Source organism: Sedimenticola sp. (assembly GCF_050289425.1).
GTDB lineage: Bacteria > Pseudomonadota > Gammaproteobacteria > Chromatiales > Chromatiaceae > Sedimenticola.
Map to the genome: position 1 here is coordinate 1 of NZ_JBNKFS010000012.1, position 23197 is coordinate 23197.

A 23197-nucleotide genomic window follows, 5' to 3' on the forward strand; every position below is an offset into this window, starting at 1 on the left:
CTGTCGCTTCTTCCCGTTTCGCCAGGTCGAGTGCTATCGAAGAATCAGAAACCCTGCATACTGTTCACACAGTATAGGCAGCCGGTGTGAGCGAAATCTACCATTCGAAGCCGTATCATTAGAGGGTAAGTGCCATTCGGGACAGATCACGTTTTCCAAGTCGGGTTGAATGAAACGAGTTTCTTACACTCACATTTCCACAAGGGTTTGAGGTGATTAAGGTAAGTGTCTATCTGCGGCATCTGGAGGTCGCGGGAACGAAAGCCGAGCGGCCCTGTGCGCGTCTATCATCCAGAATGAGTATTCGATCAATCTGGAGTGAAGAGTTATGAAGGATACACAGCAGTTGATTGCGGAAGCGGAGATGACGCCCTGTGTCGGTGTCTGCAAAATGGACCCGCAGAGCGGTTGGTGTTTCGGATGCGGACGCACTGAGCATGAAATTGATCAGTGGCAAGCCTTTGACGATGCAACCAAAACCAGCTTGGAGGAACGACTCCCTGAGCGAGTCAAAAGTCTGATTGATCGTCGACGCTCGGAACGTGGGGCGCGCCGACCGAGCCGCAGGCCCAGCTCCTGATTGTCAGCTCTATATCATGTTTTCCAAGTCGGGCAGTCATCTCTATTCATCCCCTCACCCCAACCCTGGACCACATGTTCCCGACGTGGCTAACCGACTACATCCCTGTAGTCGTCTCCCTGATGGAGAGGGAGTTTATGGGACAGCCGTGATTTGGGACAGACAAATTCAATAACGCTGATTGATCAAACAGGCTCCAGCGAAACGCCTATTCTCTGTTTTTGTTTCGTGATGATGTGAGTGTTGAATCTCATCCACCCCCGCTGACCGGACGCTACACTCAGTGTTGTGCGGACTGAAGCGGAAAGAGACGCGATCCGGGCTATAATCGAAGCGTGGCGTGACCGGCTGAGCGACATCTCTCGGTTTCGGCCTATCCATTACCTTCCAATGGTTAATTCGGGTGTCAATCTGCACGGGCCGGCCAATGAACACATATATTCTGCTGCTGAGAGGGATCAATGTCGGTGGGCGAAATTCCCTGCCAATGAGGGAGCTGGTTGATCTCCTCGAAGCGCTCGAATGCCGAAATGTAAAAACATACATTCAGAGTGGGAATGTGGTGTTTCAGTCCGGCAAAGGTGCTCCCAGTCTTGCCAAACAAATCAGTGCTGACGTCAAAAAGCGTTGTGGCTTTGAACCTCATACTCTACTGCTTCATTTTCAAGAGTTTGAAGGGGCCATTGCAGCGAACCCATTCCGTGAAGCGGAATCGGATCCCAAGGACCTGCATTTCGGCTTTCTGGCGTCAGTGCCTCCAAATCCGGATTTGAGGAAACTGGACGCCTTGAAAGCCAAAAGCGAGCGGTTTCAATTGATCGACAAGGTGTTCTATCTGTACGCACCAGACGGGGTAGGCCGGTCCAAGCTTGCGGCGAGCAGCGAGCGTTTACTCGGTGTGACGATGACCGATCGTAATTGGCGGACGGTCTGTAAAATCCGGGACATGGCCGAGGCATTAGATCAATGATGCCCAACAGGTTGTTGGAGAGACAGGTTTTTTCGTTACGCGCCACAGACTTCAACCCCGCGGTGATCTTCAACCCCGGCGTTGGGGGCGCCGTCCGCCTGGCTGGATGTCGGTGTGAAATGATCGAAAAAAGGAAGTTATGATGTCCAATGAAACAGGTACGGTTCGGCTGCATCGGGTACTGCGTGCACCAACCGAGCGAGTCTATAAGGCGTTTACGGATAAGGGGGCTTTGGAGTATTGGCTCCCTCCCTTCGGATTTATCGGCACGATCCACGACATTGATGTCAGCGTAGGTGGCGGCTATCGGATGTCTTTCACGAATTTCTCTACCGGAGGCAGTCATTCGTTTACGGTCGAATATATCGAGCTCATACCCAATGAACGGATTCGACACACGGATCGCTTTGATGACGCAAACCTGCCCGGTGAAATGGTCGTTTCCATCGACTTCAAACCCGTTACTTGCGGAACGGATATCAACATTGTTCAGGAAGGCATTCCCTCGGTAATTCCTGTGGAAATGTGCTATCTGGGTTGGCAAGAGTCTCTTGAACAGCTTGCCCGGCTTGTTGAGCCGGAGATCCCCGACAATGGTTGAACGAAACACAAAAACAGGTATCGTCTAGCTGTACGCAGTCAGGTAGGGTGGGCACGCGGTTTGTGCCCACGCGGTTTTGGTGTGGTATGCGTTCCCACGCGGAGCGTGGGAACGAGGACAAACGGAGTGAACCCCAACGATCGGTGATTTTATTTAGTGCCGCACGTTGGGGTTCGCAAGCTCATCCCAACCTACGAATTGCGTCAATAGCCTGGTAAGGTGCGCAATTCTTTCGTGCCCACGCGGATCAAGCCGTAGACAAGAGGCCGAGCAACTGGATGACCGAAGAGAAAAATAATAACCAAGCCCCTGAAGCCCTGATGCTGCTCGGTACCCATTGCGCACACTGCCCGTCGGTGCTGAACAGTCTTACGGAACTGGTGAAGCAGGGCGTGTTGTCGAAGCTGGAAGTGATCAACCTGGAACAGCGCCCTGAGGTGGCGCAACAACTGGGCGTACGCTCGGTGCCTTGGGTGCGTATCGGTCCCTTCGAACTCACCGGAAACCGCAGTTCGGCGGAACTGCGCCAGTGGGCGCAGACGTCTGCCTCGGCGGATGGTATCCGAGGGTATATCGAGGCCATGCTGGCAGAGGGGGAGATGGACCGGGTGCTGGCGATGATTGCCAAAGACAGCCGTATCATGACACGGGTGATCGAGTTGCTTGAGGATGCCGATGCCAAGATCAATGTGCGCCTGGGTATCGGTGTGATCATGGAAGAGTACGAAGGCCAGCCGCTGTTGCAAGACGCTATTCCCCAACTCGGAGAGCTGACCCGACACGCCGATCCACGGGTGCGCGGTGATGCCTGTCACTACCTAGCACTGAGCCATAGCCGCCGCGCGGAGCCATTCATCCGCCCCCTACTGCAGGATGCCAACCCCGATGTGCGTGAAGTAGCCGAAGAGAGCTTGCAATCGCTGGGTGATTGATCGCGCCATCGCAATCAACAGGAGGTGAGTTCACTCGAGTGATGCTCGATTCCGTGAAATCTGTCCCGTAATGGATTAGAAATAGATAATATACTAAGATGTCTTTATTTACCGTGACCCTGTGTCGGGTCAACCAATAAACCACTCCTACCCATCCAGTCATCATCAACGGACAGAGCCATGACAAACGAGAGAAAAGCAGCGGCAACCCCTGTGACAAAAAAGAAGGTTGCCAAAAAGCGGGTATCCAAAAAGACTCCGGAAAGTCGTGACAGCAGTCTGCTGCCCGGCCTGATGCAGGGGTTGCAGTCGGTCTTCGACAAGATACATCGGGACAACAAGGACCGGGATCAGGCCCAGGAAAAGATTATCGAGGAGTTCAGTTCACATTTGAACGACGCCTTTGCGAAGGTGCACGCCGAAGCGCAAGAACGGGAAAAGCTGCTGGCTGACAAGCTGGCCGCCATCGAGAAGGAGCACAGCTTTAAGATACAGCGCATCAAGCTCTTTTCGGTACCCGGCACCCTGATAGCCGCCGCGGCGATGGTCTATCTGTTTTATGTGGTGCATGTCATGGAAACATCCATGACCAGCATGTCGCAGGATATGCATCATATGCGGGACTACATTGCCGGAATGAGTGGGGACACCCACAACCTGGCCGAGGGCGTCGGACAGATAAACCATCAGATGGTCCAGATGAATGGCAGCATGACCGATATCAATCAACAGATGGCTGACATGAACGGCAGCATGGGGAAAATCAACACCCAGGTGACCGGGATGAACGGCAACATGGGACATCTCAACCGAAACGTGGGTGTCATGACGAATGACGTGGGGAGTATGTCTCACACCATCAGCCCGGTCATGGGCGGTATGCGAGACTTTATGCCGTTTTGAACGAAGCTATGGTTGCCGTAGCCACCATGAGCCGGTGGCCAGCCAACAGGTCAGGTTTATCCGAGGATGAACTGCACGCCATACAGGGTCAGCATGCCGGCGGCAATGGCGGCAATGACGTTGTTCCACCAGACACCCACCACCAGCACGACCAAGGCCGCCAACAGACGGGAGGGTTCGGGTTCGCCGCCGGTGGCCTGTGGCCAGATCACCAGCGGGGTGATCAGCGCGGGGAGTACGCCGACCGCCACGTAACGCAGATGCCGTAGCAGCCATTCCGGTAGGGGGCGGCCGCCGATCAAGCCGAGAAAGGAGAAGCGGATCAGGTAGGTGCCAATGCCAAGACCGACAATGACGATCCAGATGGTGCTGTTGTCGGGCATCATGCCTGGCGCCCCTTCAGCCAGAGTTCGGTCTGTGCGCCAACCATCATGGCGGCCACGGCAGCCACCAGCAGCCACAGGTTGTAGGGCATCCAGGCCAACAGCAGCGCCAAACTAACCGATACCAGTGCCGCCGCCAAATGGGGCAGGCTGCGCAACATCGGCGCGACCAGCGAGATGAAACAGATTGGTATGGCGAAATCGAGGGTATAGGATTCCGGGATCGCCTTACCGATCAGCGCCCCCAGCAGGGAGAAGCCGTACCAAAACGGGCAGATACTGGCGGCGCCGCCGAAATAGTAAGCCAGCTTCTCACTGAGCGGCCGCGCGGGCTCGTGTTCGTAATGTCTGATCGACACGGCGAATGTCTGGTCGACCATGAAGTAGGAGGCCAACATGCGGGTTCTGAGCGAGGCTTGGCCGAGGTGGGGTACCAAGGCGGCCGAGTACATCGCCATGCGCAAATTCACTGCCAGGGATACCAGGATCACAATGAAGGTGGGTGTTTGATCATTGAGCAATGCCAGAGCGGTAAATTGCGAGGCCCCGGCAATCACCAGAATGGTCATCGACATGGTCTGGAGCAGATCGAGACCGGTTTCTCCGGCCGCCACGCCAAACAGCAGGCCGAACGGTGCGACCACCAGGATGAAGGGGCTGCAATCGAGGAAACCTCTCCAGAAGGTGCGATGGGTGTTGGACATGGCTGTAGATAATTCCATTATTGATTCAAGGGGCAAGTTTGGTCGCGCCAGATGAGCTATTGCAGGTTGTCCCTCGGCACCTTCCCTGACGAGTTGTCTAGGTGTGGCAAGCCATTTTACGCGCTGCATAGCGGGCCGTCGAGACAATGAACAAGATTGATAACCTTATCTATTGTTAGGTTTTTATCGGTGCGGCCCGTATTTGAACCAGGTTGAATAAGTCAATATGGTTGCCAATGTAACAGATTTTTATCGGAAAGGAATCCGGCCGGTGACGAGAGGGTAGGTGGGGTTGTAGACTAAGTAGCCTAGCCTGGTATTTTCAGATTGGTCATAGAGAGACCTGGCTGATTTTGCTCGGCGCCTATACTGTAGGATTCAAATAAACAATCCAAATTGTTCGGGTGGTGCAGGATGAGATGGCGCGGAAATAGACAAAGCGACAATATTGAAGACAGGCGCGGTATGCGCGCTACCAGAAGCGGTAACTTCGGCGGAGGAGGCGGGGCGCTTCGGCTGCTGCCTGTGGTGATCAAGTTTCTTGGGGTGAAGGGAACCCTGATTGCTGTCGCGCTTTTTATTGGTTATGGACTGTTTAGCGGCACGCTCTCACAGATGCTGGGCGGAGGCGGATTTCAAGAGCAATCGGCAAGGCAAACAGGGGGCAACGTCTCACAGAGCGCGCAAGAGAAAGAGTTGGTTCAGTTTATCTCGGTGGTTCTGGCTGATACGGAAGACACCTGGCATGCCCTGTTCCAGGAAATGGGTAGAGAGTATAAAGAGCCCCGTCTTGTTTTGTATCGTCAATCCATCAACTCGGGTTGCGGGTTTGGCTCGGCCGAGATGGGCCCCTTCTATTGTCCGGCCGATCAAAAGGTATACCTGGATCTCAGCTTCTATGAAGATCTGAGAAATCGTTACCAGGCCCCCGGCGATTTTGCGCAAGCTTATGTGGTCGCGCATGAAATTGGCCACCACGTCCAGACCCTGACCGGCATATCCAGGAAAGTCCAGGAAGCCAAGCAGGGTATGGATAGCACCCAGGCCAATCAACTCTCTGTGCGACAAGAGTTACAGGCTGACTGTTTTGCGGGTATCTGGGCACACCATGCAGATCGGTCCCGGCAAATTCTGGAAGCGGGAGATGTGGAAGAAGGGCTCACAGCCGCCAGCGCGATAGGCGATGACAGGCTGCAAAAACAGTCACGGGGCTACGTCACGCCGGATTCCTTTACACATGGCAGTTCAAGGCAGCGGGTCAAGTGGTTTGGTATTGGATTAAAAGTGGGCACCCTGAAGGCGTGCGACACCTTTTCGTCAAAAAATCTATAAGGCAGGGGTGTACTATCCCATCTTTTCAAAACGCTCGATCAGGGGCAATCCTTCTCCTTGGCAATTCGCTTGCATTTATTGGCAGCAACCCGAGCTTTAGCCGCCGCCGTACGATGTCCGGCGTCACCGCCTCTAAAGCATGCCCTGTTTAGTTGTCGTCTGGCGTTGGCACAATTGGTGTTCCGTGTTTGATTCTCGTTCAGTTCATCACAATCCTGCTGTTTAGTGCACTTGGACTTTTTCCCTTTGCAGTGACGTATCACTTCCCGGCGTAATTTCCCGTAACGGGCTTTCGAGCAGCGTCCAGGGGGTTGCATCCCTGCCCCTGGCGAGCTGGCTACCGATGCCATACTCATCATGAGCAATGGGTTTACCCCTTCGAGGGAAAACAGTGTGGCCAGTTCATAACCGGCAAACGGCCGTTCTTTGACGTGGCGTTCAATACGCAGGTTTCTTCTTGCCGCAGTTTTATTCACACAATTGCAGTTGCGCACAGTACTATTCCCCTGGCTGGTAGTGGTATTGACTGTTCGGCATTAACTGCGTTTTTTCTTGACGGGTATTTTCTTATTGGCAACCTTCTTTTTGACGACTTTCTTTTTCGCCGGTCGTTTTTCACAACAGCACGGCGTGCTGACATAGACATCTTGCGTTTCCGTAGGGTAAGTGCCACCCACCCCTGGATTGATATCGATATCGATGTACCATTTCACCTGGAAATGACGTACCGCTTTTTTACCGCTAGAACCATCTTCACATCGACAATTGCTTATCCGGAGTTTTCGTGCCACGACACGGGCAAACATCGTGAAGTTGACACCTACATTGGTGACTTGAAACGACCCACTGTGCGTGCCGATCATCTGTTCAGAAACGGCTTCGATCACCGTGTCTTCGATGGATTTACAGTCGCCATCGACTTCAAAATCAACTTCAAAACTGGGTGCGGGTAGATTGTCCAGCAGTGTTTTGACATGTTCCCGGACGACGAATGTCTGTTCGCCGAAAAACGGCAGGTCCATGGTTACATTGACTGGAAACTTGCTAGCGATACTTTGTTTTTCCGCATCGCTTAATTCGTTGGTGAGAGTAGTGGTGCCGGTATCGCCAAAATCAACGGTCTCTCTTTTGGTAGCCATATTCGAGTCCTTGAATTAGTCATTGTTGTAATAGACAAGAATATGCATGGAACCAGGAAAAATCTAGGGCATGAGGTATGCCGCGGTTTCAGATTAAAGCGGGCGTAAGCGGATGAACCGGCGATAACGCAACATACCGAATGACTCCGGTCGATTAATCCCCGCCGCCGCCATCACCGCCACAAGCATCAAATCCTCTGTCACTGCCGCCACCATCGCCCCCATAGCCCGAACCCATATCGAACGGCAATGAGGCAAAGCGATAGCCAACAATTATCATTATGGCCGGTATAGTTAACAGCCAAGATAGCTTTGTAGAACCGGCAATGAATAGACAGCCAATACTTATCAGTACCCAACCAATCCAGTTACCGGTATCGGGATGGTAGGGTTGGTACAGTGCGGTCAAACAGAGGCCAAAAATGGCCGTGGCTATACTGCCTGCCACACTAAACCCCAAAGGTTCGTTTATGTGGTGGTAGCCGACAAGGATCAAGAGAACAATGCCGAATAGTCTTAGCACAGTAATCATCGGTGAACTGAATCCTATTGAGTGGTTTGAGCCATTCTAGCTAATTCTGATGGGGGTGGGTTGTCTTACAACAATCCACGGCGAGAAAGATGGGTACATAGAACCCAGGATCGAAATGCGTGGGTCAGTACGACCGCCTTGGGATCCATAACAATTTGACCAATAATTTTGGGGATGATAGTCCAAATCATATCTGCTGTAATCAGCGCTTATCTGATTCCCTTCTATGCGGACCGATAGCGAATCTGAATCGTCAAAAAAGGATTAGATTTCAGTCTGTTGCCTTTTTTTAAATCCGGTTAACTTGCTATGAGCCTATTGCGACAACATCTTATTGATCCCGAAATCTGTATTCGCTGTAATACTTGTGAAGAGACCTGTCCGGTCGATGCCATCACGCATGATGACAACAACTATGTAGTCGATGTGTCGAAATGCGATTATTGCATGGACTGTATTTCACCTTGTCCTACCGGCTCTATCGATAATTGGCGAATGGTGACAGTTGGCTATTCTCTTGAAGCACAACTCTCCTGGACTGAACTGCCCGCAGAGATCGATCACGGGGAGACGGCTTCAACGGAATCATTGCAAGAAGAAGCCAATGAACAAGATGCCAGCGAAATTTTAAAAGTCGCGCACTCTGGAGAGAGTGGAAAGGTACTCCCGCCCGCCTCGGCTGAACGGCCTTATATCAATATATACAATCGCGATAAGCCGATGGTGGCACGTGTGGCGGGAAATTTTCGTCTGACAGATGCCGATAGCGAATCCGATATCCGCCATATAATCCTGGATTTTGGGGATCGCACATTCCCCGTATTGGAGGGACAAAGCATCGGCATCATCCCTCCCGGCATGGATGAGAAAGATCGACCAAATTTGGTTCGGCTGTATTCTGTGGCCAGCCCGCGCGATGGTGAGCGGCCTGGGGCTAACAACCTTTCTCTGACTGTTAAACGGGTTGTTTTTGAGAAAGATGGCAAAACGGTTAAAGGTGTAGGTTCCAACTACGTTTGCGACTTAAAGAAAGGTGACGAAGTGCTTGTCACCGGGCCATTTGGCGCCACTTTCCTGATGCCCAATTCCCCCAAGGCAAATCTTGTTATGATTTGTACCGGCACTGGTTCTGCGCCATTCCGTGCCATGACGGAGTATCGCCGACGCCATATGCCGTCCGCAGAAGGTAAGTTGCTGCTCTATTTCGGTGCCAGAACGCCAGGTGAGCTGCCTTATTTCGGTCCGCTTAATAAACTCAGTGATCAGTTTATCGATAAGCAATTGGTTTTTTCCCGGCTACCTGATGTACCCAAAGAGTATGTGCAGGATCGCATGGTTAGCCAATCTGAAAAGCTCGCTGCGTTAATCAATTCGCCAGACACCTACATCTATATCTGCGGTTTAAAAGAGATGGAGAAAGGTGTCGAGGAGGCGTTTGAAGCCATCTGTCTTGATCACAACCTCAGCTGGCCAGAGACAAAATTGGCAATGAAACAGAGCGGCCGTTATCACGTGGAAACCTATTAATTAATGGCCACGTCTCCGTTCGATTAACGGAGAGGAGTCGGGCGGGTATTCATTTATTTCCAAGTATTGTCGGGCGTTTGGGTGATCAGAGCCGGCCGTTAGCATGTATAGCCGTTTTGTCGTGGTATAGGGGGATCAAAGATTCGATTGGTGTCGAAGAATTTTACAGAAGCATTGATTGAATCTTATGTGCTGATATTAAGTAATTGAATTTAAGCAATATTATTTTTCGGCCCGGATCTTGCCTTAACTCAGGGACAATCATGTAAATAGGCACTGAATGTAAACCCGGGTAATGTCAGGAAGAGTGGTTCTAGATAGGTCGTCCTGAGCGAATGCTTGAGTTACATGGAAGTTTTATCAATAGGGGATTTAAAATTATGTATATCCGCACTCTCTTTTTTGCCGCTTGTGGGCTTTTGCTTTCCATCGGTCAGGCGCAAGCCACCCTGATCAATTTTAACGCCACGGGGGTTGCCGGTGTATCCGGTTACGTGCAGTTTGATGACACATCCTTTGATGGCTCATCATTCCAGTTTTTATCCAATACCGCCGTCACCGATTTGATGTTAACCGTATTTGGTGAGGTCTATACCCTGGCTGATGTGGTAACGAGTGCTGACACCATAATGGATTCATCCGGCGCTATACCGGTTATCGTGAACGGAGCTGGGAACTTGGCGGACAATGGGACCCAAGCTATCGCGTTCTTTCCGGATGGCTACAGTGGTACGGCAGCCGATGGTGATGCTTCTCTATCGATTGGGGCGTCCGGCAGTCTTGCCGACGCGCAGTTCTTCGCTGTGCAGTGGGTAGTGGGTGCGGCTGATGTCCCAGAGCCTGCAACCTTGGCACTGTTTGGTTTGGGCCTTGCTGGGTTTGGATTTGCGCGGAAAAAAAAGCGCTTAATAGTTTAAACGTCCATCTTAAAAATCCCCGCTGTTTAGCGGGGATTTTTTTGTCTTCAAGAGCCCCGTTGGTGTTTGCAGGCTCCCGATACGACATCCTGATAGATGTCGTATCGGGAGAGCTAAAGCTTGCTTGGCATAGGATGGGCCATGCCTGCCGCTATTTCCTTAGCGGGATCAATCGCGCTACTTGCTTTTTAACGGTGTTACGAACGCTATTTGCACATCGTTGAACCTGGTGGTTAGCCCGGTTACTTTATGCTGTCCCCGCTGCAGATCTCTTCCGATATCCGCATTACCGCCGTCAAGTCACCCGCTCAGCGACCTTATCAATACACCCAGAAAGCGGCCCGCTTCACCGCCGGTGACCGCCCGGTGGTCGAAGGTGAGCGACAGCGGCAGCAGTTTATGCACGGCCGGCTCTCCGTTGACCGGGACAACGGCATCGTAGCGGTGTCCTGCGCCGAGGATAGCCACGGTGGGCGGCACGACGACGGGATTGGCATGCCGGCCGGCAATGGTGCCGAAGTTGGATAGCGTGAAGGTATTGCCGCGGAGCTTGTCCGGCGCGATGCTGCGATCCCTGACGGCTTGTTTGATGCGGTTTAGCTCCTCTCTCAACTGTCCGGTGCTGTACTGCCCCACATCGGAGATCACCGGGACAAACAGGCCATCCGAGGTATCGGCGGCGATGCCCAGGTGCACCTTCTTCAACAGGCGTCGACCAATGGCGTGGGCGTCATACCAGGCGTTGAGTGAGGGCTCCGCCGCGCAGGCGGCCAGGATCGCCTGGATCAGGCGCACGGTGATGTCTTCTTTCTCTTTCCAATGCTGGATATCCACCACGTCAAACAGTGTCACTGGAACCACTTCGGCATGGGCCTGTGCCATGCTACGGGCCATGGTGCGGCGAACACCCCGTAGCAGCTCCATCGGACCCACTTCGGCCAGGATCTTGGCCACCCGTTGTACGTCGCCGGCGGTGATGGTCTCCTTGGGGCCGGTAGGCGTGACGATGGAGAGGTCTACATCCAGCTGTTTGGCTAGTGCACGCACCGCAGGGGTGGCCTTGATACCGCCTCCACTACGACTGGATATTTCGCTGGCCCGCTCTCGAATGACTTCCGAACCGGTCTTCACTTCACCGACGACCGTGCCACTGTCTTCCCGCTCGGGTTTGTCCGGCGCTGCTACTGTTTCCCCTTCGACGCGGTACTCCACCAGCGGATCGCCCACCTGTACGATGTCGCCCTCTTCGCCGTAACATTTAGCGATTACACCGGACTCGGGAGAGGGTATCTCCACAATCGCCTTAGCGGTCTCTACCGAGAGCAGCTGTTGTCCCTGTTCCACGGTGTCACCCGGTTTCACCTGCCAGGAGACGATCTCCGCCTCCTGTAGTCCTTCACCGAGGTCGGGTAGATTGAATAGTTTCATGCGGCACCTCCTTGTGCCGCACCCTGACGGGCGGCCTTTGGCCGTGAAAATTGTCTCTCCTGCCAATTTTTCATGCAAACTCCATGGTCTGTTTGACGGCCGCAACGATGCGTGCGGTGCTGGGCATGTAGTGTCCTTCCAGGCGGAACATGGGCATCACCGTGTCGTAGCCGGATACCCGGCGTATTGGTGCGAACAGGGACATCAACCCCTCCTCAGCCAGTCGGGCGGCAATCTCGGCGCCCACGCTACAGGTTTGGGCGGCCTCCTGCACAATCACGCAACGGCCAGTGCGGCCCACAGATTCCAGGATGGTCTCCATGTCTATCGGTTTAATGGTGGCCAGATCAATCACTTCGGCATCGATCCCGCCTGTTGCCAATTGTTCAGCCGCCTGCTGGGTTTCATGAAGCATGGCGCCCCAACTGACCAGGGTGATGTCGCTGCCCGGGCGCAGGATAAAACAGGTATCCAGCGGCAGGGCTTCGCCGTTATCGTCCACCGCCTGTTTCATCAATCGATAGACCCGTTTCGGTTCCAGGAATACCACCGGATCGGGATCGCGAATGGCTGCCAGCAGCAGACCGTAGGCGCGGGTGGGAGAGGAGGGGATGACAACGCGGATACCGGGGATATGGGCGAACATCGCTTCGGTACTTTCGGAGTGGTGCTCCGGGGCGTGGATGCCGCCGCCGTAGGGCGCACGCAGCACCATCGGGCAGGTAAGCCGGCCGCGCGTGCGGTTGCGCAGGCGTGAGGCGTGGCTGATCATTTGGTCGATGGCCGGGTAGATGAATCCCATGAACTGGATCTCCGCCACCGGGTGCAACCCCTGAGCGGCCATCCCCACCGCCACGCCGGCGATCATGTTTTCCGCCAACGGAGTATCCAGTACCCGTTCGCTGCCGTATTTCTCCAGCAGCCCGACGGTGGCGCGGAACACGCCGCCGTTGATACCGATATCTTCACCTAGCACCACCATATCCGGATCCCGTTCCATCTCATGCATCAGGGCCAGATTGACCGCCTCAACCAAGGTAATCTCACTCATCATCAGACTCCTCGCCCAGTAGCGCCTGGCGCTGGCTGTGCAATTCACCGGGCAGTTCGGCATAGAGTGAATCGAAGATACTTTGGGGTTTCGGCGGCTCACTGTCGAGATAGTGCCTGACCTCCTGTTCGATCTCCGCCTTGCACTGTTGAATCAGCTCGGCCTCCTGTTCATCCGACCAGATCTGGCGCGACGCCATAAACCGCTTCAAGCGCGGTACCGGGTCCTGTTTGCGGTGCGCTTCCAGCTCTTCATTACTGCGGTAGCGGGTGGCGTCATCAGCCGTGGTGTGGTGGCAGAGGCGATAGCTGATCGCTTCGATCAGGGTCGGACCACCACCACGGCGGGCTGTTTCGATGGCTTCGGCTACATAGTGCCGAACCGCGATGGGATCGTTGCCGTCGATCTGGATGCCGGGGATGCCCGCTGCGATCGCCTTCTGGGCCAGGGTTTCCGATTTGGATTGCAGGCTGCGTGGCACCGAGATGGCCCACTGGTTGTTGTTGACGACGAACACCAGGGGAAGATTCCATACGCCGGCCAGATTGATCGCTTCGTAAAAATCCCCCTTGGAGGTGCCGCCGTCACCCAGCAGGCAGACCACCACTCTCGCCTGCTTGCGGTACTTGATGGCAAAGGCGATACCGGCCGCCTGGGTAGTATGGGTGGAGATGGGCACACAGATGGGGAAGTCGTCACCCAGGTCAGGGTTGGACATGCCACGTTCATCGCCGCCCCAGTAGAGCAGCAGGTCGCGTACCCGGAATTTCCGGAATAGCAGGGCACCGTTCTCACGGAAACTGGGGACGATGACATCTTCAGGCCGCATGGCGTGACCGACACCGGCTCCTATCGCTTCCTGCCCCAGCGAGGAGGCGAAGGTGCCGATCTGACCGGTACGCTGCATGGCGATGGCGCGTTCATCGTAGAGCCGGGTGAATACCATGTTCTTGTATAGCGCGTGGAGGGTTTTGGCGTCGTCCGCCAACGGGGGCAGTTCACCTTCCGGTTCGCCGTCGGGACGCAGGAACCGGTGATAGGGAATATGGAATGTCGTTGCCTGATTCAAAGCTGACCTCCTGTGCTACAAGCACCCAAGCTGTGCTCAAATGAAGATCTGTGTGATCCAGCGGATTGTTCTGTTATCGCAACAGATCGCTTTGCTATCTCTCCTTCAGGCTCTGGCGATGTTAAAAAAGCGTCCCCGATCTTTCTGATTGTTAATGAGGATGCTCGTTGGTTCAGATGCCTACAGACTCTCTACCGCCTTTGAGTTTGTTATCAGAGAGTTTAGTACATCCTTCATCGGATGGCGGGCTTGTAAATCGAACTAGGTATCAGTGGCCAATAACCGCTAGAATAGCCCGCTTCATCCATTTAGCCTGAACTATCGACCCGGTTGTCTCCATTTCCATGCTGCCCCCCGAATCCCTGACGGTCTCCCTCTCCACCTTCACGCTGATCGCGTTGGCGGAAATCGGCGACAAGAGCCAGCTTGTTTGTATGACGCTGGCTGCGCGTCATCGCCATTGGCCGATTATTTTAGGCGCTTCACTGGCCTTTCTGATCCTCAACCTGCTGGCGGTCTTGTTCGGCGCCGGCATTGCGGCCTGGGTGCCGGAGCGGGTTATGGCCGGTGTGGTGGCGTTTCTGTTTGGTGGCTTTGGCTTGCACTCTCTTCTCACCTCAGAACAGGACGATGACGAAACCGTGGATGAAAAATCGGGGCATGGTATTTTTTTAACCACCCTGATGCTGATTTTGGTGGCTGAATTTGGCGATAAAACTCAGATTGCAGTAGCGGGGCTGGCCGGTAGTATGGCACCGTTGCCTGTCTGGATCGGTGCCACGACGGCCCTGGTATTGGTTTCCGCATTGGGGGTCTGGGCGGGTCGCACGTTGTTGCAGCGCCTGCCGCTGCATTGGCTGCATCGCATCAGTGGCGTGGTCTTTATCCTGTTTGGATTGTTGGCCGCTTGGCGCGCCGTCAGCTTGAGTTTGTGAACGCCAGATATTTTAGTCCGAATGCACGATTCCGGCGGAGAGGTAAAGTTATCCGCAGACTTTTACGGAATCGATTGCCGTTCAGTGATCAGTCAGGTCCGGGGACTCGATAATGGTTACCATACCTCGTGCGGTGGTGTTACCGGGGTTATGGTAGCTGTGGTTGATATTGCCCCGGAAATGGGCGCTATCTCCTTTCTCCAGTGAGATCTGCTCACCGGCCACTTCCAGAGTCACTGCCCCTTCCAAAATATAGAGATACTCTTCGCTGCCAGGCGGGTGTGGCTTGCCGAGATAGGTTGCATCGGCATCCAGGGAAAATGTCTGCTGGCTGTAAGCGGGATTGCCCAGGGGCGATACCGTGGTTGCCCGGTAGTGACCGTCACCCGATTCGACCCGTCCCATATTTGTGTAGCGGATCACCTCCACCCGGTCGTGTTCTTTCTCCAGCAGATCATCAATGGTGCAGTTGAGCGCCACGGCGATTTTGTAGACAGCGGCCAGGCTCGGATTGGATTCATCCTTTTCGATAGTGGCCAGGGTGGCGCGGGGAATATTGGCGCTGTCAGCCAACTGCTGCTGGGTGATTTTACGCCGGGCGCGTATCTCACGGATTCGGTTGCCGACCAGGTTGGTGATCATAGCATCTACCTCTTTGCTCCTGGGTGACAGGGTGAAAACAATAATGTTGTTATTTTGTTTTTTTTATTGACAGAAGGCAAGTCGATTGACAGAATAACAACACAAATGTTGTTGTATCAGATATCAATCATTGGTAAACCTTGCCAGGCAGTTGAAGTTAAAGAGGAAGTAGATATGCCAGTCGTCAATCGTTATATCGATATCGACCAGATCGAAAAAGAGGCCAAGAAGGACTTTATCGATCGCCACTCACCCTTTATTCACTTTGCCGACAGTGCCGCTAAGGGAGAGTTGTTCAGCGTCACCGTCAGGATGGGCAATGAGTATGCCCACCCGGATGATCACGATCACTACATCCGCTCGGTACAGCTCTATAACGGCCAGACTTTGCTGGCAGAGGCCAGTTTTCCCCCCGGCACCCTGGGCGGTGAGGGTGCAAAGGGCCACGCGGAGGTCACCTTTAATGTAGTGCCTAACGGCAGCAAGCTGAAGCTGAGTGCCATGGCGTATTGCACCAAACATGGATTGTGGGAGAGCAATCCGGTAGAAGTGGCTGTCGCCTAACCCGGTCTGTCATATTTGGGTCTCCGGCAGGCCGGGGGCTTGTAGTCTGTTCAATGCTAATCGAAATTTGGAGAAAATAAGATGAGTGTACTTGTTGCCAAACCCGCCCCCGATTTTACCGCCCAGGCGGTGATGCCGGATAACTCTTTTGCCGACCTGACCCTGTCCAGCTACCAGGGAAAATATGTGGTACTGTTCTTCTACCCGCTGGACTTTACCTTTGTCTGTCCTTCCGAGCTGATCGCCTTCGATCATCGCCTGGAAGAGTTCAAAAAACGCAATGTGGAGGTGATAGGTGTTTCCATCGACTCCCATTTCTCCCATCTGGCCTGGAAAAATACCGCCATCAACAACGGAGGTATCGGCAACGTCCAGTATCCGCTGGTGGCGGATATCTCCAAGGAGATCACCAACGCTTACGACCTGAATACCGGCCCCGGTATCGCCTTGCGCGGCTCTTTCCTGATCGACCGTGACGGCGTGGTGCAGCATCAGGTGGTGAATAACCTGCCGCTAGGGCGTAATATCGATGAAATGTTGCGCATGGTGGATGCACTGCAGTTTACCGAAGAGCATGGTGAAGTTTGCCCGGCAGGCTGGAAGCAGGGTGAAGCGGGTATGAAGGGCTCTACCGAAGGTGTGGCCGAATACTTGGCCGAGCACGCCGAAACCCTGTAAATCTAATGGTGTTTATACTCGGGCCTCTCTACGGAGAGGCCCAAAACGGTTGGCCGACACGGAGTGTCCGGTCATCCGGTGTTATTGTATCTCCATGCATCGGGCCCATGAGCGACTTCAACCTCTGAAGTTGCGTTATAGATAAAAGGAAGTGGATGCTTCATCCCCTTGTCCTCCAGCGTCTGCCTAACCTCCTCATCACTCCCCGGGGCACAAGCCTATGAACTTTCCGGATCTGTTGGAAGGGCGCCTGATCAAACGATACAAGCGTTTTTTGGCCGATGTGCAGCTAGCGGATGGCCAAGTGGTAACTGCCCACTGCCCCAATACCGGTTCGATGAAAAACTGTGCCACCCCCGGTAGTCGCGTCTGGTTGCTGGAAGTCAATTCTCCAAAACGTAAATTGCCCTATCGTTGGGAGCTGGTTGAGGTCGAAGGGCGTTACCTGGCCTGTATCAATACCGGCCGGGCCAATGCCCTGGTGAAGGAGGGTATTGCCGAAGGCCGGATTGAAGCCCTGAGCGGATACGGAATAATTCAGAGCGAGCGGCCTTATGGCATTGAAGGGAGCCGAATTGATCTACTATTAACGGAACCCAGTCTGCCTGACTGCTATATTGAGGTGAAAAATGTCACCTTACTGGGGAAAAAAGGACTCGGCACCTTTCCCGATGCGGTAACCGACAGGGGAAGAAAGCATCTGCGGGAACTGATGGGGGTGGTGCGGGACGGTCATAGAGGTGTGCTGCTGTTTAATGTTGCTCATACAGGAATCCAACGTGTTGAACCGGCCTGGGATATAGATCCGGATTACGCGAACACTCTGGTGGAGGCGGTAGAAGCGGGCGTCGAAGTGATGGCGTATGCGGTGGATCTCTCAATCAAACAAATGCGTGTGGGGACTAGGCTGCCTTTCCATTTTGGAAAACCGTTTTAATGAATTCAATACGTAAATATATCAGCCATCACTAATATGATTTTTCATTGATGTAGGTCATTTCCCGCATATGGTCTATAAATATCTTTTTAAACAGTAACTTAGCCTTGATGAAATGCTGATAAACCGCAGATTGGAGCTTGACAAATATCACAACTAAGTGTCTTATAGCCCCAATTTTTACGAATAACCTGACTTATTGTCAGGTTTAAATTTCAGTATCTGGTAATTTTTTTTTAACTTGGTAAATAAGGGGGGTTCATGGACGCCGTAGCTGAACAGAAGTACGACCTGGGTGTTGTACGCTGGTTCACCGTCATGGCTGCAGTCTACTTGTTGGTAGGCGCTCTCGTCGGGGTATATATTGCCTCGGAGTTGGCTTGGCCGGTGCTTAATTTCGATCTGCCGTATATCACCTTCGGACGTCTGCGTCCGTTACATACCAACGCCGTCATTTTTGCGTTTGGCGGCTGCGTTCTGATGGCAACAGCCTTCTATTCGGTACAACGCACCTGCGCTGTCCGACTCTGGAGCGACAAGTTGGCCTGGTTCACCTTTATAGGATGGAACCTGATTATCGTTTCAGCGGTAATCACTTTGCCGCTGGGCATTACTCAGGGTAAGGAGTATGCCGAGCTGGAGTGGCCGATCGATATAGCCATCGCGGTAGTCTGGCTCTCTTTTGCCATCAATTTCATCATGACGATTGCCAATCGCAAGAGTTCTCATATCTATGTGTCGAACTGGTTCTTCCTTGGCATGATGGTGATGATTACCTACCTGCATGTGGTAAACAGCCTGGCTATCCCAGTGGGCATGTTTAAATCCTACTCGATCTTCTCGGGTGTGCAGGATGCCATGATCCAGTGGTGGTGGGGACATAACGCGGTTGGTTTCTACCTGACGGCAGGCTTCCTCGGCATTATGTACTACTTCGTTCCCAAACAGGCGGGCCGTCCCGTTTACTCTTACCGTCTATCGGTGATTCACTTCTGGGCGCTGATGTTCGGTTATGTGTGGCTGGGTGCGCATCACCTGCAGTACACCGCTCTGCCGGACTGGACCGGTTCACTGGGTGCGGCCATCTCGCTGGCCATGATCATCCCCTCCTGGGGTGGCGCGGTGAACGGCATGATGACCCTCTCGGGCGCCTGGGACAAACTGCGTACCGACTATGTCCTGCGCTTCCTGATCATGTCACTGGCCTTCTACGCCATGTCCACCTTTGAAGGTCCGGTCATGTCGATCAAGACCGTCAACGCACTGTCGCACTATACGGACTGGACGGTTGGCCACGTGCATTCAGGTGCACTGGGTTGGGTTGCCATGGTCGGTATCGGTGCCATCTACCATCTGATGACCAATGTCTTCCATGTGCAGATGTGGTCGACAAAATTGATCAATGCCCACTTCTGGACTGCTACCATCGGTACGGTGATCTACATCGTTGCCATGTGGGTATCGGGCATCATGCAGGGCCTGATGTGGCGTGCCTATGACGAGTACGGCACCTTGGCATACACCTTCGCAGAGTCTGTCGAAGCCATGCATCCCTACTATGCGATGCGTGCCGTCGGCGGCATAGTCTTCCTGGCAGGTGCCGCGCTCATGGTGTTCAACATCATCATGACCGTACTTCAGGCCAACGCTCAGGGCAGTGTGCAGCAGGCACGCTCCGCAACCGCTGCAGCGTCTGCATAAGGGGAGTTTAGAAAAATGGCAATGCAAGAAAAAATGGAAAGAAACGTCTGGGGCATGCTGATTGTTCTCGCCCTGGCGCTCAGTGTCGGTGGTATTGTTGAGATCGTGCCGCTGTTCTATCTGGACAGCACTATGGAGCACAACAAGAACCCCGAGATCGTGTGGCAACGTCAGGCTGGACAGACCCTGGCTGACCATAAACCGGGAGAAGGCATGCGTCCCTACAGCGCGCTGGAGCTGGCTGGGCGTGCTGTCTACATCCGCGAGGGTTGCTACACCTGTCACTCTCAGATGATCCGTCCCTTCCGTGACGAGAAGGAGCGCTATGGCCACTACTCGCTGGCTTCCGAGTCGATGTACGACCACCCCTTCCAGTGGGGCTCCAAGCGTACCGGGCCGGATGTCGCCAGACTGGGTGGCAAGTACTCCGACGATTGGCATCGCAAGCATCTGCGTGCACCGCGTTCCGTGGTACCTGAGTCGGTAATGCCCAACTATCCCTGGCTGCAGCACGCGGTACTGAATGGTGAGACCATGCAGTCCCACATGCGCGGTATGCAGCTAATCGGTGTCCCGTATTCCGATGCGGATATCGCGGCAGCTCCAGAGCAGTTGAAGGATAAAACCGAAGAGGATGCGGTTGTCGCCTTCCTCCAGGTGCTTGGAACCATGGTCAAGCTGGACGAAAGCAAGGTCTATCGTGAGTAGCCTAAAAGACTATTTTGCAACAGATTTCCAGGCGATGACCACCAATGACTGGGTGGGCACCATCCTGACAGTGGTCATCTTCCTGCTGATGCTTGGTCTTTATGTTTATGTCTTGCGTCCAAAGAAACGGGATCACTTCGAGAAACAGAAGCATATCCCGATGGATGACGAACAGATAAATAGCGGAGATAAAAATGGCGGATAACAATCCATTTCCGGGTGAAAACAATACCGGACATATTTGGGACGATAATCTGCGGGAGTTGGATAACCCGCCTCCACGCTGGTGGATGATCGCCTTCTGGGCCTCCATACTCTGGGTGGTCGGTTACACGGTCCTCTATCCCATGTTTCCCGGCCTGACCGGCTATACAAAGGGCATCATGGGCTGGACCCAGATTGGTGAATACAAAGAGGGACTGAACGAAGTCGAGATGGTGCGGGCCGAGTTCGAGACCCAGCTGCAAGGCATGTCGGCCAAGGAGATCCTGGCCAATGAGGGGCTCTCCAGTTATACCATCGCTTCGGCCAAAGTGCTGTTCGGTGATAACTGCGCAGCTTGCCACGGCTCCAATGGCCAGGGCGGTCCCGGGTTCCCGGTGATTGCCGATGATGACTGGCTGTATGGTGGCGCAATCGAGACCATCGAGCAGACCATTACCAACGGTCGTATGGGTGCTATGCCGGCACATGCCAAACTGCTCAGTGATGCGGAAGCGGACAAGCTGGCAGCCGCGGTAGTGGCCGGCAATCCGGCTGCGGAACCGCTGTTCATGGAGAAGGCGTGCTTCGCCTGTCATGGTCCAGACGGCAAGGGTATGCAGGCGCTGGGATCGGCCAATCTGACCGATGCTATCTGGCGATTCAAGGAAGCGGATCAGTTGGCCAGTGTTAAATACACCATCATGCATGGTGTGAATGACGCGTCCGATTCCATGAGCCGTGAGGCGGTGATGCCCAAGTTTGGCGATCGTCTGTCAAAGGATGAGATCAAGAAGCTGGCAGTATACGTCTATAAATTGGGAGGCGGCCAGTAAGTATTTTGAAGCAGTAGTCCCACTGTGTGGAGACCGGGTCTCCATGCGGTGGGAATATCCAAGATTTTATATCTGGGAGGTATATGATGAATTTTGATGCCGTAGTGGTTGGATCAGCGATTACTGTTGTTCTTTGCGTGATAATCGTGGGCTTTATCGGATTCAAGGTTAAAGGTCTCATCAATAAGGACGCCGATACCCACAGGAAGTAACCCTCAGTTTAATAGGTATATAAAAAAGGGGGGTGAACCCCCTTTTTTAATGGTGATATAATACAACCCTTATATTGATAAATCGCATTTTTTTCGCCCCGCCTTTTCAGTAGACTGTTGCCCGGTTAAGTTGCGATTGGCATGCCACATATTGATCCAGATATGTATGGTAATCCCCCCCATGGTTTAAGAGGAGTTTTTCGTTGAACGACCATCCACAATCAAAGCATGATGCTGTAGTCGATGAATTGTATGCGGAGGCGATTCACTGGAAAATCAATACGGGTGAAGAGAAGATCCATGCCAAGCGGATTCCCGGAAAATGGCGAATCTGGAAATGGTTGGCCAGTCTTGTTTGGATACCGTTTTTTATTGTGCCTTATCTGCGTTGGGGTGATCGCCAGGCGATTTTGTTTGATATTCCTAACCGCCAGTTCCATCTCCTGGGTGTCACGATTTTGCCCCAGGATTTTTGGATGCTCTCGCTCCTCCTCCTCTTCTTTGCTATTTTGCTAGCGGTGGTGACGGCGCTAGCCGGCCGTGTCTGGTGCGGTTTCTTCTGCTTCCAGACAGTGTGGACCGATATCTTTACCTGGTTGGAGGAGAAGCTGGAAGGGCCGCCGCAGAAGCGTAAGAAACTGGATCAGGGGCCGCTCACCTTTACCAAGATCCGGGCCAAGGCGGTTAAACACAGCCTGTGGCTGGTGATTTCTGCGTTGACCGGCATTTCCTTCGTGGCTTGGTTTATGGATGTCTATCAGCTCTGGACCAACCTGTTCACCTTCAATATCGGCGTCACAGCACTGGTCACTATCCTGTTGTTTATTGGCGGTACTTATGTGCTGGCCGGTTATCTACGGGAACAGACCTGTTTCTGGCTCTGTCCCTATGCCCGAATTCAGGGCGTCATGGTGGACAATACCACGGCGGTCCCGACTTATGATTTCCATCGCGGCGAGCCGCGAGGGCGGGTTAAAAAAGGCGCCAGTGAGTCTGAGCGTACCACCGGTGATTGCGTTGACTGTAATCAGTGTGTAGCTGTCTGTCCCACCGGTGTGGATATTCGTCACGGCCAGCAGGAGGGGTGTATCACCTGTGCACTCTGCATTGACGCTTGTGATGCGGTGATGGAGAAACTGGACCGTCCCAAGGGGCTGATCCGCTACGAGTCCCTGGATGTGCTCAACGGTAAAGAGGAGCGGCCACTCTATAAACGCCCCCGGGTTTGGGTGTACAGCCTGGTATTGTTGCTGTCACTGACCGGTATCGGCTACGGCATGGCGACACTGGACGCGATTGAGATTAAAGTGATCCATTCGCGGCAGCCGCTCTACGTGCTGCAGAGTGACGGCTCTATTCAAAATAAATACACCATAAAGGTTCTCAATAAATTGACGGAAGATCTGCAGGTGACGATCACTGCGCCGGATATCGAGGGCGTGGTGTTAGTAGGGGCGGATAAACCGGTGAATGCGCGTAAGGGCATGGTGACGCCTCACACGGTGTTTGTGCGTATCCCTCGCGACAAACTGACGGCCGAATCACAACCGTTTGTCTTTTATGCCGAGACCACCGATAGCACCGGTAAGCATTTAATCAGTAAACGGGAGAGTGTGTTCATCGGTCCGAAATAGTCGGTCATGGCACGCGCCCTTGGTGAAATTGGGAAATAGCAAACAGTAGTCCGGCGGATAATGTTCCCGGGCGATGCTGAA

The 23197-nt window shown here is 53.5% G+C and carries 26 protein-coding genes; 17 read left to right on the plus strand and 9 right to left on the minus strand.

What is annotated here, in order from left to right:
• Positions 1 to 328: 328 nt before the first annotated feature.
• From ACQY5R_RS09845 to ACQY5R_RS09865, 5 genes are all read left to right on the plus strand, one after another.
• Positions 329 to 580: a DUF1289 domain-containing protein gene (locus tag ACQY5R_RS09845; RefSeq protein ID WP_428607609.1), complete on the plus strand. Its 252-nt coding sequence runs from the start codon at positions 329 to 331 to the stop codon at positions 578 to 580.
• 427 nt (positions 581 to 1007) lie between these two features.
• The gene (locus ACQY5R_RS09850; protein ID WP_428607611.1) at positions 1008 to 1550 is read left to right on the plus strand and encodes a DUF1697 domain-containing protein; all 543 of its coding nucleotides are present in this window, start codon (positions 1008 to 1010) and stop codon (positions 1548 to 1550) included.
• Between the two features lie 142 nt (positions 1551 to 1692).
• The gene (locus ACQY5R_RS09855) at positions 1693 to 2151 is read left to right on the plus strand and encodes an SRPBCC family protein (protein WP_428607614.1); all 459 of its coding nucleotides are present in this window, start codon (positions 1693 to 1695) and stop codon (positions 2149 to 2151) included.
• A 278-nt stretch (positions 2152 to 2429) separates the two neighbouring features.
• Positions 2430 to 3083: a HEAT repeat domain-containing protein gene (locus ACQY5R_RS09860; RefSeq protein ID WP_428607617.1), complete on the plus strand. Its 654-nt coding sequence runs from the start codon at positions 2430 to 2432 to the stop codon at positions 3081 to 3083.
• Between the two features lie 180 nt (positions 3084 to 3263).
• On the plus strand, positions 3264 to 3986 hold the full coding sequence (locus ACQY5R_RS09865) for a hypothetical protein (RefSeq protein ID WP_428607620.1): 723 nt from the start codon (positions 3264 to 3266) through the stop codon (positions 3984 to 3986).
• 56 nt (positions 3987 to 4042) lie between these two features.
• Here ACQY5R_RS09865 and ACQY5R_RS09870 read toward each other — a convergent pair whose 3' ends face one another.
• Together ACQY5R_RS09870 and ACQY5R_RS09875 are read right to left on the minus strand one after the other, a co-directional pair.
• On the minus strand, positions 4043 to 4372 hold the full coding sequence (locus ACQY5R_RS09870; RefSeq protein ID WP_428607623.1) for an AzlD domain-containing protein: 330 nt from the start codon (positions 4370 to 4372) through the stop codon (positions 4043 to 4045).
• Positions 4369 to 5091 carry an AzlC family ABC transporter permease gene (locus tag ACQY5R_RS09875; RefSeq protein ID WP_428607626.1) on the minus strand — a complete coding sequence of 241 codons (723 nt, stop codon included), beginning with the start codon at positions 5089 to 5091 and terminating at the stop codon, positions 4369 to 4371. Before ACQY5R_RS09875 ends, ACQY5R_RS09870 begins: the two co-directional genes overlap by 4 nt.
• 396 nt (positions 5092 to 5487) lie before the next feature.
• Here ACQY5R_RS09875 and ypfJ point away from each other — a divergent pair, with 396 nt between their 5' ends.
• Complete coding sequence (gene ypfJ / locus ACQY5R_RS09880; protein ID WP_428607628.1) at positions 5488 to 6405, plus strand: KPN_02809 family neutral zinc metallopeptidase; 918 nt, start codon at positions 5488 to 5490, stop codon at positions 6403 to 6405.
• Between the two features lie 38 nt (positions 6406 to 6443).
• On the opposite strand, the gene ACQY5R_RS09885 is transcribed toward ypfJ, so the two are convergent.
• From ACQY5R_RS09885 to ACQY5R_RS09895, 3 genes are all read right to left on the minus strand, one after another.
• Positions 6444 to 6881, minus strand: coding sequence for a hypothetical protein (locus ACQY5R_RS09885; RefSeq protein ID WP_428607630.1), 438 nt, complete (start codon positions 6879 to 6881; stop codon positions 6444 to 6446).
• Between the two features lie 60 nt (positions 6882 to 6941).
• Positions 6942 to 7544 (minus strand): hypothetical protein, encoded by a 603-nt coding sequence (locus tag ACQY5R_RS09890; protein WP_428607632.1) that lies wholly within the window; start codon positions 7542 to 7544, stop codon positions 6942 to 6944.
• 154 nt (positions 7545 to 7698) lie between these two features.
• Positions 7699 to 8076, minus strand: a complete 378-nt coding sequence (locus tag ACQY5R_RS09895; protein WP_428607635.1) for a hypothetical protein — start codon at positions 8074 to 8076, stop codon at positions 7699 to 7701.
• Positions 8077 to 8385: 309 nt separating this feature from the next.
• Here ACQY5R_RS09895 and boxA point away from each other — a divergent pair, with 309 nt between their 5' ends.
• Together boxA and ACQY5R_RS09905 are read left to right on the plus strand one after the other, a co-directional pair.
• On the plus strand, positions 8386 to 9603 hold the full coding sequence (gene boxA / locus ACQY5R_RS09900) for a benzoyl-CoA 2,3-epoxidase subunit BoxA (protein WP_428607637.1): 1218 nt from the start codon (positions 8386 to 8388) through the stop codon (positions 9601 to 9603).
• Positions 9604 to 9983: 380 nt separating this feature from the next.
• The gene (locus ACQY5R_RS09905; RefSeq protein ID WP_428607639.1) at positions 9984 to 10520 is read left to right on the plus strand and encodes a PEP-CTERM sorting domain-containing protein; all 537 of its coding nucleotides are present in this window, start codon (positions 9984 to 9986) and stop codon (positions 10518 to 10520) included.
• Positions 10521 to 10820: 300 nt separating this feature from the next.
• Here the strand turns inward: ACQY5R_RS09905 and ACQY5R_RS09910 are convergent, their stop codons facing one another.
• From ACQY5R_RS09910 to pdhA, 3 genes are all read right to left on the minus strand, one after another.
• Positions 10821 to 11948: a dihydrolipoamide acetyltransferase family protein gene (locus tag ACQY5R_RS09910; protein ID WP_428607641.1), complete on the minus strand. Its 1128-nt coding sequence runs from the start codon at positions 11946 to 11948 to the stop codon at positions 10821 to 10823.
• 70 nt (positions 11949 to 12018) lie between these two features.
• Complete coding sequence (locus tag ACQY5R_RS09915) at positions 12019 to 12999, minus strand: alpha-ketoacid dehydrogenase subunit beta (RefSeq protein WP_428607644.1); 981 nt, start codon at positions 12997 to 12999, stop codon at positions 12019 to 12021.
• Positions 12992 to 14068 carry a pyruvate dehydrogenase (acetyl-transferring) E1 component subunit alpha gene (gene pdhA / locus ACQY5R_RS09920; RefSeq protein WP_428607646.1) on the minus strand — a complete coding sequence of 359 codons (1077 nt, stop codon included), beginning with the start codon at positions 14066 to 14068 and terminating at the stop codon, positions 12992 to 12994. Before pdhA ends, ACQY5R_RS09915 begins: the two co-directional genes overlap by 8 nt.
• A 344-nt stretch (positions 14069 to 14412) precedes the next feature.
• On the opposite strand from pdhA, the gene ACQY5R_RS09925 reads away from it, so the two are divergent.
• Positions 14413 to 15003: a TMEM165/GDT1 family protein gene (locus ACQY5R_RS09925; RefSeq protein ID WP_428607648.1), complete on the plus strand. Its 591-nt coding sequence runs from the start codon at positions 14413 to 14415 to the stop codon at positions 15001 to 15003.
• An 81-nt stretch (positions 15004 to 15084) separates the two neighbouring features.
• On the opposite strand, the gene ACQY5R_RS09930 is transcribed toward ACQY5R_RS09925, so the two are convergent.
• Positions 15085 to 15645, minus strand: coding sequence for a helix-turn-helix domain-containing protein (locus ACQY5R_RS09930; protein WP_428607651.1), 561 nt, complete (start codon positions 15643 to 15645; stop codon positions 15085 to 15087).
• Positions 15646 to 15819: 174 nt separating this feature from the next.
• Here ACQY5R_RS09930 and ACQY5R_RS09935 point away from each other — a divergent pair, with 174 nt between their 5' ends.
• The 8 genes from ACQY5R_RS09935 (at position 15820) to ccoG (ending at position 23116) form a co-directional block, all read left to right on the plus strand.
• Entirely contained in the window at positions 15820 to 16209 is a 390-nt protein-coding gene (locus ACQY5R_RS09935; protein WP_428607654.1) for a class II SORL domain-containing protein, read from the plus strand.
• A gap of 81 nt (positions 16210 to 16290) precedes the next feature.
• Complete coding sequence (locus ACQY5R_RS09940; RefSeq protein ID WP_428607656.1) at positions 16291 to 16887, plus strand: peroxiredoxin; 597 nt, start codon at positions 16291 to 16293, stop codon at positions 16885 to 16887.
• A 220-nt stretch (positions 16888 to 17107) separates the two neighbouring features.
• The gene (gene sfsA, locus ACQY5R_RS09945; protein WP_428607659.1) at positions 17108 to 17824 is read left to right on the plus strand and encodes a DNA/RNA nuclease SfsA; all 717 of its coding nucleotides are present in this window, start codon (positions 17108 to 17110) and stop codon (positions 17822 to 17824) included.
• Positions 17825 to 18085: 261 nt separating this feature from the next.
• On the plus strand, positions 18086 to 19525 hold the full coding sequence (ccoN, locus tag ACQY5R_RS09950) for a cytochrome-c oxidase, cbb3-type subunit I (protein ID WP_428607661.1): 1440 nt from the start codon (positions 18086 to 18088) through the stop codon (positions 19523 to 19525).
• Positions 19526 to 19540: 15 nt separating this feature from the next.
• A complete protein-coding gene (ccoO, locus tag ACQY5R_RS09955; protein WP_428607664.1) occupies positions 19541 to 20233 on the plus strand; it encodes a cytochrome-c oxidase, cbb3-type subunit II in 693 nt (230 codons plus the stop codon).
• A complete protein-coding gene (locus ACQY5R_RS09960) occupies positions 20226 to 20438 on the plus strand; it encodes a cbb3-type cytochrome c oxidase subunit 3 (protein WP_428607667.1) in 213 nt (70 codons plus the stop codon). Before ccoO ends, ACQY5R_RS09960 begins: the two co-directional genes overlap by 8 nt.
• Positions 20428 to 21270, plus strand: coding sequence for a cytochrome-c oxidase, cbb3-type subunit III (ccoP, locus tag ACQY5R_RS09965; RefSeq protein WP_428607669.1), 843 nt, complete (start codon positions 20428 to 20430; stop codon positions 21268 to 21270). Before ACQY5R_RS09960 ends, ccoP begins: the two co-directional genes overlap by 11 nt.
• 415 nt (positions 21271 to 21685) lie before the next feature.
• On the plus strand, positions 21686 to 23116 hold the full coding sequence (gene ccoG, locus ACQY5R_RS09970; RefSeq protein WP_428607672.1) for a cytochrome c oxidase accessory protein CcoG: 1431 nt from the start codon (positions 21686 to 21688) through the stop codon (positions 23114 to 23116).
• The last annotated feature ends 81 nt before the right edge of the window (positions 23117 to 23197 follow it).

Bases quoted from the DNA above. Each gene is read 5' to 3' on its own strand.
- ACQY5R_RS09930 (WP_428607651.1), bottom strand. From the start codon at position 15,645: ATGATCACCAACCTGGTCGGCAACCGAATCCGTGAGATACGCGCCCGG.
- ACQY5R_RS09865 (WP_428607620.1), top strand. From the start codon at position 3,264: ATGACAAACGAGAGAAAAGCAGCGGCAACCCCTGTGACAAAAAAGAAG.
- ACQY5R_RS09845 (WP_428607609.1), top strand. From the start codon at position 329: ATGAAGGATACACAGCAGTTGATTGCGGAAGCGGAGATGACGCCCTGT.
- ACQY5R_RS09940 (WP_428607656.1), top strand. From the start codon at position 16,291: ATGAGTGTACTTGTTGCCAAACCCGCCCCCGATTTTACCGCCCAGGCG.
- ACQY5R_RS09895 (WP_428607635.1), bottom strand. From the start codon at position 8,076: ATGATTACTGTGCTAAGACTATTCGGCATTGTTCTCTTGATCCTTGTC.
- ACQY5R_RS09855 (WP_428607614.1), top strand. From the start codon at position 1,693: ATGTCCAATGAAACAGGTACGGTTCGGCTGCATCGGGTACTGCGTGCA.
- ccoN (WP_428607661.1), top strand. From the start codon at position 18,086: ATGGACGCCGTAGCTGAACAGAAGTACGACCTGGGTGTTGTACGCTGG.
- ACQY5R_RS09905 (WP_428607639.1), top strand. From the start codon at position 9,984: ATGTATATCCGCACTCTCTTTTTTGCCGCTTGTGGGCTTTTGCTTTCC.
- ACQY5R_RS09875 (WP_428607626.1), bottom strand. From the start codon at position 5,091: ATGGAATTATCTACAGCCATGTCCAACACCCATCGCACCTTCTGGAGA.
- ccoO (WP_428607664.1), top strand. From the start codon at position 19,541: ATGGCAATGCAAGAAAAAATGGAAAGAAACGTCTGGGGCATGCTGATT.
- ACQY5R_RS09925 (WP_428607648.1), top strand. From the start codon at position 14,413: ATGCTGCCCCCCGAATCCCTGACGGTCTCCCTCTCCACCTTCACGCTG.
- ACQY5R_RS09890 (WP_428607632.1), bottom strand. From the start codon at position 7,544: ATGGCTACCAAAAGAGAGACCGTTGATTTTGGCGATACCGGCACCACT.
- boxA (WP_428607637.1), top strand. From the start codon at position 8,386: ATGAGCCTATTGCGACAACATCTTATTGATCCCGAAATCTGTATTCGC.
- ACQY5R_RS09870 (WP_428607623.1), bottom strand. From the start codon at position 4,372: ATGATGCCCGACAACAGCACCATCTGGATCGTCATTGTCGGTCTTGGC.
- ACQY5R_RS09910 (WP_428607641.1), bottom strand. From the start codon at position 11,948: ATGAAACTATTCAATCTACCCGACCTCGGTGAAGGACTACAGGAGGCG.
- ypfJ (WP_428607628.1), top strand. From the start codon at position 5,488: ATGAGATGGCGCGGAAATAGACAAAGCGACAATATTGAAGACAGGCGC.
- sfsA (WP_428607659.1), top strand. From the start codon at position 17,108: ATGAACTTTCCGGATCTGTTGGAAGGGCGCCTGATCAAACGATACAAG.
- ACQY5R_RS09860 (WP_428607617.1), top strand. From the start codon at position 2,430: ATGACCGAAGAGAAAAATAATAACCAAGCCCCTGAAGCCCTGATGCTG.
- ACQY5R_RS09915 (WP_428607644.1), bottom strand. From the start codon at position 12,999: ATGAGTGAGATTACCTTGGTTGAGGCGGTCAATCTGGCCCTGATGCAT.
- ACQY5R_RS09850 (WP_428607611.1), top strand. From the start codon at position 1,008: ATGAACACATATATTCTGCTGCTGAGAGGGATCAATGTCGGTGGGCGA.
- ccoP (WP_428607669.1), top strand. From the start codon at position 20,428: ATGGCGGATAACAATCCATTTCCGGGTGAAAACAATACCGGACATATT.
- ACQY5R_RS09935 (WP_428607654.1), top strand. From the start codon at position 15,820: ATGCCAGTCGTCAATCGTTATATCGATATCGACCAGATCGAAAAAGAG.